A 12,124-nucleotide genomic window follows, 5' to 3' on the forward strand; every position below is an offset into this window, starting at 1 on the left:
ATGGCAACGCTTGAAATCCACGACCTGCACGTCACCGTCGAGGCCGACAACGCCACGAAGGAGATCCTCAAGGGCGTCGACCTCACCGTGAAGCAGGGCGAGACGCACGCCATCATGGGCCCCAACGGCTCCGGCAAGTCGACTCTCGCCTACTCGCTCGCGGGTCACCCGAAGTACACGATCACTTCAGGCACCGTCACCCTCGACGGCGAGGACGTCCTGGAGATGTCCGTCGACGAGCGCGCCCGCGCGGGCCTGTTCCTGGCCATGCAGTACCCGGTCGAGGTCCCCGGCGTCTCGGTCTCCAACTTCCTGCGCACCTCCGCCACCGCCATCCGTGGCGAGGCCCCCAAGCTGCGCACCTGGGTGAAGGAGGTCAAGGAGGCCATGGAGCGGCTGTCCATCGACCCGTCCTTCGCCGAGCGCAACGTGAACGAGGGCTTCTCCGGCGGTGAGAAGAAGCGCCACGAGATCCTCCAGCTGGAGCTGCTCAAGCCGAAGATCGCGATCCTCGACGAGACGGACTCCGGTCTGGACGTGGACGCGCTCCGCGTGGTGTCGGAGGGCGTGAACCGCGTCCGCGAGAGCGGCGAGGTCGGCACCCTGCTGATCACCCACTACACGCGCATCCTGCGCTACATCAAGCCCGACCACGTCCACGTGTTCGCCGGTGGCCGCATCGCCGAGTCCGGCGGTGCCGAGCTCGCCGACAAGCTGGAGGCCGAGGGCTACGAGGCATACACGAAGGGTGGCGCATCCGAGTGACACAGCTGCCGGGCCTCCTCGACACCGAGGCGATCCGCAAGGACTTCCCGATCCTGGACCGGCTGGTCCACGACGACCGGAAGCTCGTGTACCTGGACAACGCGGCGACCTCGCAGAAGCCGCGCCAGGTACTGGACGCCCTGAGCGAGTACTACGAGCGCTACAACGCCAACGTCCACCGCGGTGTGCATGTGCTCGCCGAGGAGGCCACGGCGCTGTACGAAGGCGCGCGCGACAAGGTCGCCGCGTTCATCAACGCACCCAGCCGCGACGAGGTGATCTTCACCAAGAACGCCTCGGAGTCGCTGAACCTCGTGGCGAACATGCTGGGCTGGGCCGACGAGCCCTACCGCGTGGACTCCGAGACCGAGATCGTCATCACGGAGATGGAGCACCACTCCAACATCGTGCCGTGGCAGCTGCTGTCGCAGCGCACGGGCGCGAAGCTGAAGTGGTTCGGCCTCACCGACGAGGGCCGTCTCGACCTGTCCAACATCGACGAGGTCATCACGGAGAAGACGAAGATCGTCTCCTTCGTGCTGGTGTCGAACATCCTGGGCACCCTCAACCCGGTCGAGGCGATCGTCCGCCGCGCGCAGGAGGTCGGGGCCCTGGTCCTGATCGACGCCTCGCAGGCCGCGCCGCACATGCCGCTGGACGTCCAGGCCCTCCAGGCCGACTTCGTGGCCTTCACCGGCCACAAGATGTGCGGCCCGACCGGCATCGGTGTGCTCTGGGGCCGCCAGGAGCTGCTGGAGGACCTCCCTCCGTTCCTCGGCGGCGGCGAGATGATCGAGACGGTGTCGATGCACTCGTCGACGTACGCGCCGGCGCCGCACAAGTTCGAGGCGGGCACCCCGCCGATCGCTCAGGCGGTGGGTCTGGGAGCGGCGATCGACTATCTGTCGTCGATCGGTATGGACAAGATCCTCGCCCACGAGCACGCCCTCACCGAGTACGCCGTGCGGAAGCTGGGCGAGGTCCCCGACCTGCGCATCATCGGCCCCACCACGGCCGAGGACCGGGGCGCGGCGATCTCCTTCACGCTCGGCGACATCCACCCGCACGACGTGGGCCAGGTCCTCGACGAGCAGGGCATAGCGGTCCGGGTCGGCCACCACTGCGCCCGCCCGGTCTGCCTCAGGTACGGAATTCCTGCGACCACGCGAGCGTCGTTCTATCTGTACTCCACGCCGGCCGAGATCGACGCTCTGGTCGACGGCCTGGAGCACGTACGGAACTTCTTCGGCTGAGGGGCGTGCTGAAACCGTGAAGCTGGACTCGATGTACCAGGAAGTCATCCTGGACCACTACAAGCACCCTCACGGGCGTGGTCTGAGAGATGGCGACGCCGAGGTGCACCACGTGAACCCGACGTGCGGCGACGAGATCACCCTTCGTGTGAAGTACGACGGCACGACGATCGAGGACGTCTCGTACGAGGGCCAGGGCTGCTCCATCAGCCAGGCGTCGGCCTCCGTGCTGAACGACCTCCTCGTGGGCAAGGAGCTGGCCGAGGCGCAGAAGATCCAGGAGACCTTCCTGGAGCTGATGCAGTCCAAGGGCCGCATCGAGCCCGACGACGCGATGGAGGAGATCCTGGAGGACGCGATCGCGTTCGCCGGTGTCTCCAAGTACCCGGCCCGAGTCAAGTGCGCCCTCCTCAGCTGGATGGCGTGGAAGGACGCGACGGCCCAGGTCCTGGGCGGAGCCGACGCCGAAAGGAAGACGGCATGAGTGACACCGTGGAGATGAAGCCGGCCTCGGAGGAGGAGCTCCGCGAGGCCCTGTACGACGTCGTCGACCCCGAGCTGGGCATCGACGTGGTCAACCTCGGCCTCATCTACGGCATCCACGTCGACGACGCGAACATCGCGACGATCGACATGACCCTGACGTCGGCGGCCTGTCCGCTCACCGACGTCATCGAGGACCAGGCCAAGTCCGCCACGGACGGCCTCGTGAGCGAACTCCGCATCAACTGGGTCTGGATGCCCCCGTGGGGCCCCGACAAGATCACGGACGACGGCCGTGAGCAGCTCCGTGCGCTCGGGTTCAACGTCTGAGGACCTGACCTGACATGTGTGGCCCCCGGCATACGCCGGGGGCCACACATGCATGCGGTTACGGTTCCGCTCAGCCGAGGCCCTCGACGAGGCGGAAGGAGAAGTCCTGGCGGCTGCCCGTGTTGTAGCCGTACGGGTCCAGGCGTAGCGCGAAGTTCCTGTGGCGCAGGGCGTAGTTGGGGTAGTTGACCGACCGGAGCATCACGGCACCCTCCGACGGTGAATACCCGGGGCAGAAGGTGGCGTCCTTCGAGAACAGGCCCGAGCCGTCGTTGCGGTCCGCGCGCAGGACGAAGTTGCGGTGGCGCAGGTACTTGCCGTCGGCCGTCCTGAACGAGTAACAGGAGCTGTTGGCCAGTCCCTTGACCACGTTGAAGGTGGAGTCGTCGCGGGACTCCGAGCCGCGCGGCTCGTCGAGCTTCACCATGCCGTCGCTCACATGCCAGTAGCGGTCCGGATAGTTGACGGCCCGTACGGACTTCCAGGACGACGTAGAGGGCTTGGAGGAGGACGGCGGCTTCTCGCCGGACGTCCCCGACTCCGACTTCGACTTCGACTTGGACGGCTCCGGCTCGGGTTCGTCCTTCGACCCGCCCTGCTGGGAGTCGGAGGACGTCGAGCTCTTCGACGCGGTGGGCTGCGGGGAGGACAGGCCGCTCTTGCCGTCCGGGGCGGCGGGGGCGACGGTGGGCACGATCGGGTCGTCGGCCGTCGTCGTGCGGCCCGTGCGCTCCCGCGCCGCGTTCTCGGTGTCGTTGCGGGTGCGCGGTTCCTGCAGTGCTATCGCGGTCACGCTGCCTATGAGGACCACCACGGCGAGCGCGCCGGCCGCCCACAGCCTGCGGGTGCCCGGAACCCGGGTCTGATCCGGTGATTCACCTGTTTCCCACACCTTCGGGGGTGAGCTCCACAGGACGGGGAGCAGGTCCGGATCGGATCCGGGGTTTTCTTCTGGCATGCGCGGTTCCCTCAGCGTCGCCACCATGGGCGTACGCGAAATCGTCGTCCGGAGTCGCCAAACGTCCGGTATCGGCACAGGGGAAAGGGGGGTCACCGACACGGGGCTACGGCTGTGGCCGCGATTACCGGGTGTGTGACCGGTGAAACAGTAATGGAACTCGTGGGTAGCAGGCAGCCTTTCGGTGAGCGCTTTCTCAGGGAATCCCGGGTTCCCGGGGGTGAGTTGAGGCTTTACACCACATTCACATCCCTTTCTCAGGGCACTCCTGACCCCCGCTCAGCGGCCGACATCACAGTGGTTCGTCGCGTAGTTCCCCGGCGCCCGCCCCTAAGGAGCCAACTCGTCCGCCAGGCACGCCAGGTACAGCGCCATCGTCGTCCGGTGGTCGCGCAGGGGGCGGCCCGTGATCTCCTCGATCTTGTGCATCCGGTAGACGACGGTGTTGCGGTGGATGTGCAGGGCCGCGGACGCCCGTACGAGGTTGAAGCCGCTCTCGCACCACGCGGTGATCGTGTCGCGCAGCACCGGCCAGTCCGGCTGGTCGCGCAGGGGCGCCGCGGTGCGGTCGAGGAGCCGGTTGCGGGCGGGCCGGCCGACCTCCGCAAGGACCTGATGGACCCGCAGATCGGTGATGAGGTGGACGGGTGGGGTGCTCGCCCGGCGGGTGCCGAGGCGGAGGGCGTCGCACGCGTCCTGGTACGAGTCGTGCAACCCGCTCACGGAGGCGGCCGGTTCACCGATGCCGGCCCGGGTGGTGAGGCCGTCCTGGGCGGCGACGACGTCGACCACCCGCCGGCAGTCGGCCGTCAGGGCGTCCATCGGGCGCCGGTCCGGCAGCCGGTGCAGCACACCGATCCAGCCGGGCGCGGTGGAGGCCACGATGTCCTGCGGGTCGGCGAAGATCTCCCGGACGGTGCGCAGCAGTTCGGAGCGGACCAGGGCCATGTCCCGGGTGGGGGCGCCCTGCCGCCGGGTGCCGGTCTCGGGCACCGTCACCTCGAAGGCCACCGCGACCCGACGCAACCGCAGGTCGAACCCGAGCTCCGCGGCCCGGAACATGAGGAAGTCGCCCTCCACGACCAGTGGATCGTAGGAGGCGATGTCCGCGAGGAGCTTCTCGGCCGCGCGCTCGGCGAGCAGCCGGGAGCGCAGCATCACGGACTCCCTGAGCAGGATCTCCGTCTGCCGCTTCACCAGCAGTCCGAAACGGCGTACCTGCGCGGGCGTGCCCGTGATCCCGACTGTGCCCACGGCGCGGCCGCCCGTGACCAGCGGCAGGGTGATGCCGGGCCGCACCCCGCGGAGGCGGTGGGCCTCGGTCGCGGTGTGCGCGGCGGGCTCCTGGGTGCGCAGGACCTCGACGGACGCCTCGTGGAAGGTGCCGACCCGGCTGGTGTCGCCGCTGCCGATGACCATGCCCTCAGCGTCGGTGATCAGCACGTTGAAGCCGATGACCGCGGAGGTGTCCCCGGCGATCTCCTGCGCGAGTGACGGGCTCAGCACGAGCGTTCCTCCCGTCGGGGGCGGGCCCGGGTTGGACGCACCGTACAGGGGAGCGAGCGATTCCAGCCACAACTTCGTACGAAGTGAACGGTGACGCACCGCGGGCCTGTCCCTAGCGTATGGGGACCATCACACCCCGCCGAGGGCACGACGCGGTGAACGGCGGGTGTCCTCACTTCCGGTACGGAAGGCCCACGCCGATGAACCGTGTGCGCTCACTTGCTGCCGCTTTGTCCTCACTTCTCCTGGTTTCCGTCCTGGCCGCCTGCGGCTCCGACGGCGACGACGCCCCGGCGAACGTCTCCGCGAAGACCGCCGCGCTGGGCACGATCGAGCCCGGCGTCATCAAGGTCGCCGTCCAGCCGTACGCGCCGTACACCAGTGTCCAGGACGACAAGATCGTCGGGCTGGACGGCGACGTCCTCACCTACGTGGCCAAGAAGCTGGGCCTGAAGATCAAGCCCCAGGTGACGGACTTCGCCGGCATGCTCGCCGGGGTGCAGTCCCGCCGGGTCGACATCACCATCGGTGGCGTCGCCTGGTCCGCCGACAGACAGAAGCAGGGCCTGTTCACCGACCCGCCCTACTACTCGCCCCCGGCGATGGCCGTCCGCAGCGGAAAGGCGTACAAGACGGTCGACGACCTGAAGGGCCTGCAACTGGGCACCGTCGAGGGCTACGTCTGGGTCAAGTCCATCCAGGCCGTGCCCGGCGCCAAGCTGCACGCCTACCCCGACGCCAACGGCGTGTTCGACGACCTCGGCGCCGGCCGCGTCGACGTCGGGTTCCTCGATCCGCTGATCATCATCGCCGCGCAGAAGGAACGCCCGGACCTGAAGATCAGCACGCAGTACCTGACGCCGCCGACCGCCGCCCAGGTCAAGGCCAAGCCCGCCTACGAGTACTTCCAGCCGTACCAGACCGGCTTCTACCTCCCCAAGAAGGCCACGAAGCTGGAGAAGGCGATCTCCGAGCAGATCGACGCCATGTACACGAACGGCGAGATGGAGAAGCTCGTGAAGAAGTACGGCGGCGATCCGGAGCAGTTCCTCAAGCCCGCCGCCGACGTCGCCACCGCACGCCGGGGTGTGGACCGGCCGCAGGACTGGACACCGCCGTCCATCGGACAGTGAGGGGGAGGTCATGTCCGGTCTCTTCCAAGTCCCCTGGTCCGACTACCAGTCCGACCTGCTCGACGCCCTCGGCCGCACCGTCTCGTACACGGTCGTGAGCTTCGTCGGCGCGGTCCTCCTCGGTCTGGCGGTGGCGCTGCTGCGGCTCAGCAAGGCATGGCCGCTGCGCGCCCTCGCCGCCGTCTACACCGAGGTCTTCAAGAACGTCCCGCTCCTCGCCATCATCTTCCTGGCCTACTTCGGCCTGGCCTCGGCGGGGCTCCGCCTGGACGTGTTCACCGCCGGCTGCCTCAGCCTCGTCGTCTTCTACGCCGCCTACCTCTCCGAGATCTTCCGCTCCGCGATCAGCGGCGTCCACGCCGGCCAGACCGAGGCGGGCGAGGCCCTCGGCCTCGGCCGGGCGGGCATCTTCGGCCACGTCGTCCTGCCGCAGGCCGTACGGCAGGCGCTGCCCGGCACCAACACCATGCTCGTCGACCTGCTGAAGTCCACCTCGCTGCTCGTCACCGTCTCCGCCGCCGAGCTGATGTCCGAGGGACGGCTCATCACCTCCGCCACCTTCCGGGCGCTGGAGGTCTACCTCGTCATCTCGGCGATCTACTTCGCCCTCTGCTACCCGCTCTCCCAGCTCCTGCTGCTGCTGGAGCGGAAGGTACGGGCAGGAGTGCCCCTCTCCCCGTATCGACGACGGCGGGTGCGAGCGGCCCGGGAACTGCTAGCGGGTGACCTCCGAGGAGAGCGTGACATCGAGCGGAAGGAGGCGGCGGTATGACCGAGCCCGTCACCACGGCCAAGCGGCCCGGACCCGCACCCACCGAGGCCGTCGTCCGAATCGAAGGGCTGAGCAAGTCCTTCGACGGCCGCCTCGTCCTCGACGACGTGCACCTGGAGGTCGGCCGCGGCCGCATCGTCAGCGTCATCGGACAGAGCGGCGGCGGCAAGACCACCCTGATGCGCTGCGTCAACCTGCTGGAACGCCCCGACCGCGGCACCGTCGAGGTCGCCGGCGACGTGGTGCACAGCGGCGGCCGTACGGTCTGCCGCGACCTGCCCCGGCTGCGCCGTACCGTCGGCATGGTCTTCCAGAGGTTCAACCTGTTCCCGCACCTCACGGCCGTGGAGAACGTCGTGCTGGCCCAGCGCAAGGCCGGAGTCCCCGAACAGGAGGCGCTGGAACGGGCCGTCACCCTGCTGCGCCGGGTCGGCGTGGCCCACCGCGGCCTCGCCCAGCCCGACCAGCTCTCCGGCGGCGAACAGCAACGCGTCGCCATCGCCCGCGCCCTGGCCCTCAAACCCGAGGTCCTGCTCTTCGACGAACCCACGTCCTCCCTGGACCCCGAGGCCACCCGCGAGGTGCTCGGCGTGATGCGCGAACTCGCCGCGGACGGCATGACGATGCTGCTCGTCACCCACGAACTGCCCTTCGCCCGAGAGGTGGCCGACCACGTCGTCTTCGTCGACGGCGGCCGCGTCGTCGAGGAGGGCGACCCACGGGACGTCCTCGACAACCCGGCGCGGGCCCGGACCCGGGAGTTCCTCGCCTCGTACGGGTCGGCCTCATGACGGGGACACGGAACGCGGCCGGGCGGCCCGTCGGCGACAACCCCGTCGTGGTCGTCGGCGGCGGCGTCGTCGGACTGTGCACCGCGTACTACCTGGCCCGGGCCGGGCTGCCCGTGGAGGTCGTCGAACGCCGCGCCCTGGGCTCCGGGGTCTCCCGCGGCAACGCGGGCTGGGTCTGCCTCAGCCACTCCACGCCGGTCCCCGCCCCCGGAGTCGTGCGCTACGCCCTGCGGTCGCTGGGCCGCCCCGACTCGCCGCTCTACCTCAGGCCCCTGCCCGACCCGGCGTTCGTCCGCTGGCTGTGGCGGTTCTGGCGCAGCAGTACCCCGGCCGCCTTCCGGCGCGGCTACGCGGCGATCGCCGAGCTGAACCGCGACACCTTCGACCTCTTCGACGGACTGCGCGACGCCGGGGTGACCACGACCCTGACCCGCCCCGGCATGGTGCACGCCTTCCTGTCACCGGCCGAGGCCCGCCACCACCTCGCCGTCCAGCGGGAGATGGCCGACGGCCGCTACCCGATGCCCGACGACGTCGTCACCGGCGACGAGGCCCGGCTGCTCGACGGCGCGCTGTCGCCCGGGGTGCGCGCGGCCTACCTCGTCGAGGGCGAGGGCGTGGTCGACCCGGAGGCGTTCGCCCACGGGCTCGGGGAGGCGCTCGCCGCGGCCGGGGTCAAGGTCCACGAGAACGCGGAGGTGACGGGGTTCCGGACCACTCGGGGCCGCGTCACCGCGGTGCGCACCGGCCCGGGCGAGATCCCGTGCGCGGCCGTCGTGATCGCGGCCGGTATGCGCTCCGCGCACCTGCTGGGCTCGCTCGGACAGCAGCTGCCCCTCCAGGCGGGCAAGGGCTACAGCTTCTCCGTGGACCTGGACCCGGCGCCCCGGCACACCCTGTACTTCGGCGAGCGCCGTGCCGTCGCCTCGCCCATCGCCGGCACCACGCGGATCGGCGGGACGATGGAGCTGAGCGGCAACAACAACCGCCTCGACTGGCGCCGCATCGTCGCCGTCGCCCTCGCCAGTCGGCACTACCTGGGCCGCTGGTTCGACGACCCGGACGACCTGGTGGGCCTGATCCGCGACCCCTGGGTCGGCGGGCGCCCGTTCCTCCCCGACGGGCTGCCCGTCATCGACCGTGTCCCGGGCCACGACAACGCGTTCGCGGCCACGGGACACGGCATGCTCGGCGTCACGCTCGGCCCGGTCACCGGGCACCGGCTCGCCGAGTACGTCCGCACGGGACGCCGCCCGGAGCCGCTCGCGCCCTTCGGCTTCGAGCGGCTGGGCGGTTGAGCCCGGGGACGGGCCCCAGGGTGCCCTAGGGTTTGGCCGCGAACGCCGACAGCCGTACGGAGATCTGCTCCCGGCCGCCACCGTTCTGAGTCGGCGCCGCCGTGAGCACATCCAGGTGCTGATAACCGGGCAGGACCACGGGGTTCTCGTCGGCGGGCACGTGGTCCGCGAGGATGCCGTCGCCCGCGAGGAAGGTGACCTTGGGGTTGGCGGTCAGGCCGGCCGGGTGGACCAGCTTGCGGGCGAGCTGCGGGTCGTCGATCAGCTGGATGTCCGTGACCAGCCGGGTCGGGAAGTAGTCCTCGGTGAAGTCCAGCGGCTGCTCGGCGAAGCTGCGGGCCAGCTCCCGTACGTCAGTGACCTCCTTGGCGGCCGTCGTGAAGGGCGTACCGTCCTTGGAGCGGTGCACCGGGTCGTCGGGCGCGCCCACGCGGTCGAAGTTGCGCCAGGTGTAGAGCGGGCCATCGGGCTGGTCCGGGATCGCCTTCAGCTCCGTACCGAACAGGGCCGGGGAGCCCTGGACGTCGTTCGAGACGGGGAACTCCTTGTCGGTGATCCGGCCGCCCCCGGGGCTGTCGAACAGGCCCACGCTGGTCTGGAGGAACGCCAGCGGTGCCGAGTTGTCGTCCATGAACGCGCCGAGCACCGCCGCGTTGGTGAGGCGGAAGTCCCGGATCGTGGGCTTGCCGCTGAGGAACACGCCCGCGTCCTTGGAGAAGAGGGTGCGGGCCGTGACGTCCAGGTTGGTGTTGCGGGGCACCGTGTCCAGCAGCGTGGACTCGGCGTCCGGCGCGTTGCGGGCGGCGAGCCCGCCGATCGCCAGGAGGTTCATCGTCTCGGGGTTGAGGACCACGGGGAGGCCGAGGAAGCGCGGCAGGATGCCCGTACGCAGCCCGGCCCGCACGGCCGCGAGTCCGAGACCGGTGTCGGGGACCGTGCCCTTGGGGAGGAGAGTGCCGTTCAGGAACCCGTCCCCGTCCCCGGAGTTGCCCTGGAGGTCGTCCAGTGACGTGGAGATCGTCGTGTCCAGCGCGAAGTAGCCGGCGCACTGGTTGAAGCCGGCGTCGGCCTTCGTCACGGGGTTCCCGTCGAAGTCCCAGGTGGCGAAGACACCGGTGAGCACCCCGCCCAGTGAGTGCCCGCCGCACAGGACCTTCTCCTTGCGCAGCCGTTGGTCGGGCAGTTCGGCGGCCAGCAGGTCGTACTGGTCGCGGACGGTCTGTTCCAGACCGATCTCCGAGAGCCAGCCGGCCTGGTCGCTCGTCACGAATCCGTCGAACGTACGGCCGTCGACCGCGGCACCGCCGTAGTAGTAGTCGACGGCCTTGGCGGTGTCTCCGCTCGCGATCCCGGTGTTGTCCTCCAGGCAGTTGGACCGCCGGTCCAGCGCCCAGAACTCGATGTGCCGCCCCTGCCCGGCCGCCGCCCTCACCGTGTTGCGGGCCACGCTGTCGAAGGCGCCGGCGCCCTCCAGGATCCCCGGCTGGGCGACGAGGATCCTGTCCGCCGAGGAGGAGTCGGACGGGCCGGACGCGGACCGGTAGCGCAGGTACGACAGCCGGTCGCAGTGCTCGGGGTGGGCGCCGACGGAGGCGGGCAACGGCACCCGCAGGGAGACCTGGGTCTCGACGACGTCCGTGAGGGGGGAGGTGGACGCGACCGGTGTCTCGGTACGGGACGCGGCCGCGGTGCCGCTGTCGGCGGTCGTGCCCTTCCCTGGTGTGCCGTCCGCCGCCGGTGCGGTGGCCAGCACCGCCACCACCAACGCTCCGGCGGCCCCGGCGCGTAACCATGACCTCGTGTGTGACCTCGTGTGAGGTGTGCCTGTTGCGCTCATGGAGCCGGACTGTAACCACGGGTAACAGCAGGGGCTACGGCGGATTCCGAGCAAACGCGGCGCCTGTCCGCTCACATCCCCGCAAGGCCGATGCTGATGTGTACGGTCGTACGCATCGTTGCGTACACTCGTACACATGGGATACGTACTCCTTGCCGGAGCCATCGCCGCCGAGGTGGCTGCCACGACCGCCATGAAGTACAGCGACGGGTTCAGCAGGCTGTGGCCCTCGCTCCTCACCCTCGTGGGGTACGTCGTGTCCTTCGTGCTGCTCGCGCAGACTCTGAAGAGCCTGTCGATCGGTACGGCGTACGCGATCTGGTCCGGGGCGGGCACCGCGACCGTCGCCCTGATCGGGCTGGCGCTCTTCGGGGAGGGCCTGGGTGTCGCCAAGGTCGCCGGGATAGTGCTGATCATCGGGGGAGTGGTGGTGCTGAACCTGGGAGGAGCGCACTGATGGCCCGCCGGTACGACCCCGAGCGGCGGCAGCGGATCATCGACGCCGCGATCCGGGTGGTGGGCGCGCAGGGCCTCGCCGGACTGAGTCACCGGTCGGTGGCCGCGGAGGCGGACGTGCCGCTCGGATCGACGACGTACCACTTCAAGACCCTCGACGAACTGATGGTCGCCGCGCTGCGTCAGGCCAACGAGGGCTTTGCCAAGGTCATCGCGGCGCGCGGTGCGCTGGAGGATCCGCGGACCGATCTCGCGGGTGAGCTTGCCGCGTTGACCGGGGAGTGGCTCGCGGGGGACCGGACGGGGGTGGAGCTGGAGTATGAGCTGTACCTTGCGGCGCTGCGGCGGCCTGCATTGCGGCCCGTTGCCGCGGAGTGGGTTCAGTCGTTCGCGGATGTGATCGCGCGGCGGACCGATCCGGTCACCGCGCGGGCGCTGGTCGCGCTGATCGACGGGATCTGTCTGCAGGTGTTGTTGACGGGGGTGCCGTATGAGGAGGGGTTTGCGCGGGAGATGTTGGAGCGGGTGACGCGGTGATGTAG

General features: G+C 69.8%; 13 protein-coding genes. 10 read left to right on the plus strand and 3 right to left on the minus strand.

Going from position 1 to position 12,124, the window contains the following annotated elements:
• The 4 genes from sufC to FNH08_RS12225 are packed head-to-tail and all read left to right on the plus strand — an operon-like array spanning window position 1 to window position 2,831.
• Window positions 1-765: a Fe-S cluster assembly ATPase SufC gene (sufC, locus tag FNH08_RS12210; protein ID WP_152771492.1), complete on the plus strand. Its 765-nt coding sequence runs from the start codon at window positions 1-3 to the stop codon at window positions 763-765.
• Window positions 762-2,018, plus strand: a complete 1,257-nt coding sequence (locus tag FNH08_RS12215) for a cysteine desulfurase (protein WP_322724309.1) — start codon at window positions 762-764, stop codon at window positions 2,016-2,018. Before sufC ends, FNH08_RS12215 begins: the two co-directional genes overlap by 4 nt.
• Window positions 2,019-2,034: 16 nt before the next feature.
• Window positions 2,035-2,502 carry a Fe-S cluster assembly sulfur transfer protein SufU gene (sufU, locus tag FNH08_RS12220; RefSeq protein WP_322724310.1) on the plus strand — a complete coding sequence of 156 codons (468 nt, stop codon included), beginning with the start codon at window positions 2,035-2,037 and terminating at the stop codon, window positions 2,500-2,502.
• The gene (locus FNH08_RS12225; RefSeq protein WP_152771493.1) at window positions 2,499-2,831 is read left to right on the plus strand and encodes a metal-sulfur cluster assembly factor; all 333 of its coding nucleotides are present in this window, start codon (window positions 2,499-2,501) and stop codon (window positions 2,829-2,831) included. The genes sufU and FNH08_RS12225 overlap by 4 nt, the downstream gene beginning before the upstream one ends.
• A 70-nt stretch (window positions 2,832-2,901) precedes the next feature.
• On the opposite strand, the gene FNH08_RS12230 is transcribed toward FNH08_RS12225, so the two are convergent.
• Both FNH08_RS12230 and FNH08_RS12235 read right to left on the minus strand, forming a co-directional pair.
• Window positions 2,902-3,789 carry an AbfB domain-containing protein gene (locus tag FNH08_RS12230; RefSeq protein ID WP_152771494.1) on the minus strand — a complete coding sequence of 296 codons (888 nt, stop codon included), beginning with the start codon at window positions 3,787-3,789 and terminating at the stop codon, window positions 2,902-2,904.
• 330 nt (window positions 3,790-4,119) lie between these two features.
• Window positions 4,120-5,295 (minus strand): CdaR family transcriptional regulator, encoded by a 1,176-nt coding sequence (locus tag FNH08_RS12235; protein ID WP_322724312.1) that lies wholly within the window; start codon window positions 5,293-5,295, stop codon window positions 4,120-4,122.
• 230 nt (window positions 5,296-5,525) lie between these two features.
• Here FNH08_RS12235 and FNH08_RS12240 point away from each other — a divergent pair, with 230 nt between their 5' ends.
• From FNH08_RS12240 to FNH08_RS12255, 4 genes are read left to right on the plus strand one after another with little or no spacing between them, the layout of a single operon-like run.
• Window positions 5,526-6,428 carry a substrate-binding periplasmic protein gene (locus FNH08_RS12240; RefSeq protein ID WP_228034063.1) on the plus strand — a complete coding sequence of 301 codons (903 nt, stop codon included), beginning with the start codon at window positions 5,526-5,528 and terminating at the stop codon, window positions 6,426-6,428.
• Window positions 6,429-6,438: 10 nt separating this feature from the next.
• Window positions 6,439-7,200, plus strand: coding sequence for an amino acid ABC transporter permease (locus FNH08_RS12245; RefSeq protein WP_152771496.1), 762 nt, complete (start codon window positions 6,439-6,441; stop codon window positions 7,198-7,200).
• The gene (locus FNH08_RS12250; RefSeq protein ID WP_152771497.1) at window positions 7,197-7,991 is read left to right on the plus strand and encodes an amino acid ABC transporter ATP-binding protein; all 795 of its coding nucleotides are present in this window, start codon (window positions 7,197-7,199) and stop codon (window positions 7,989-7,991) included. Before FNH08_RS12245 ends, FNH08_RS12250 begins: the two co-directional genes overlap by 4 nt.
• Window positions 7,988-9,289 (plus strand): NAD(P)/FAD-dependent oxidoreductase, encoded by a 1,302-nt coding sequence (locus FNH08_RS12255; RefSeq protein ID WP_152771498.1) that lies wholly within the window; start codon window positions 7,988-7,990, stop codon window positions 9,287-9,289. The genes FNH08_RS12250 and FNH08_RS12255 overlap by 4 nt, the downstream gene beginning before the upstream one ends.
• A gap of 25 nt (window positions 9,290-9,314) precedes the next feature.
• Here the strand turns inward: FNH08_RS12255 and FNH08_RS12260 are convergent, their stop codons facing one another.
• On the minus strand, window positions 9,315-11,126 hold the full coding sequence (locus tag FNH08_RS12260) for a hypothetical protein (RefSeq protein WP_407704358.1): 1,812 nt from the start codon (window positions 11,124-11,126) through the stop codon (window positions 9,315-9,317).
• Between the two features lie 136 nt (window positions 11,127-11,262).
• Between FNH08_RS12260 and FNH08_RS12265 the strand changes: the two genes are divergently transcribed.
• The gene (locus FNH08_RS12265; RefSeq protein WP_152771499.1) at window positions 11,263-11,583 is read left to right on the plus strand and encodes a DMT family transporter; all 321 of its coding nucleotides are present in this window, start codon (window positions 11,263-11,265) and stop codon (window positions 11,581-11,583) included.
• A complete protein-coding gene (locus FNH08_RS12270) occupies window positions 11,583-12,119 on the plus strand; it encodes a TetR/AcrR family transcriptional regulator (protein WP_152771500.1) in 537 nt (178 codons plus the stop codon). The genes FNH08_RS12265 and FNH08_RS12270 overlap by 1 nt, the downstream gene beginning before the upstream one ends.
• Window positions 12,120-12,124: the final 5 nt, after the last annotated feature.

Source organism: Streptomyces spongiae (assembly GCF_009377185.1).
GTDB classification, from domain to species: domain Bacteria; phylum Actinomycetota; class Actinomycetes; order Streptomycetales; family Streptomycetaceae; genus Streptomyces; species Streptomyces spongiae.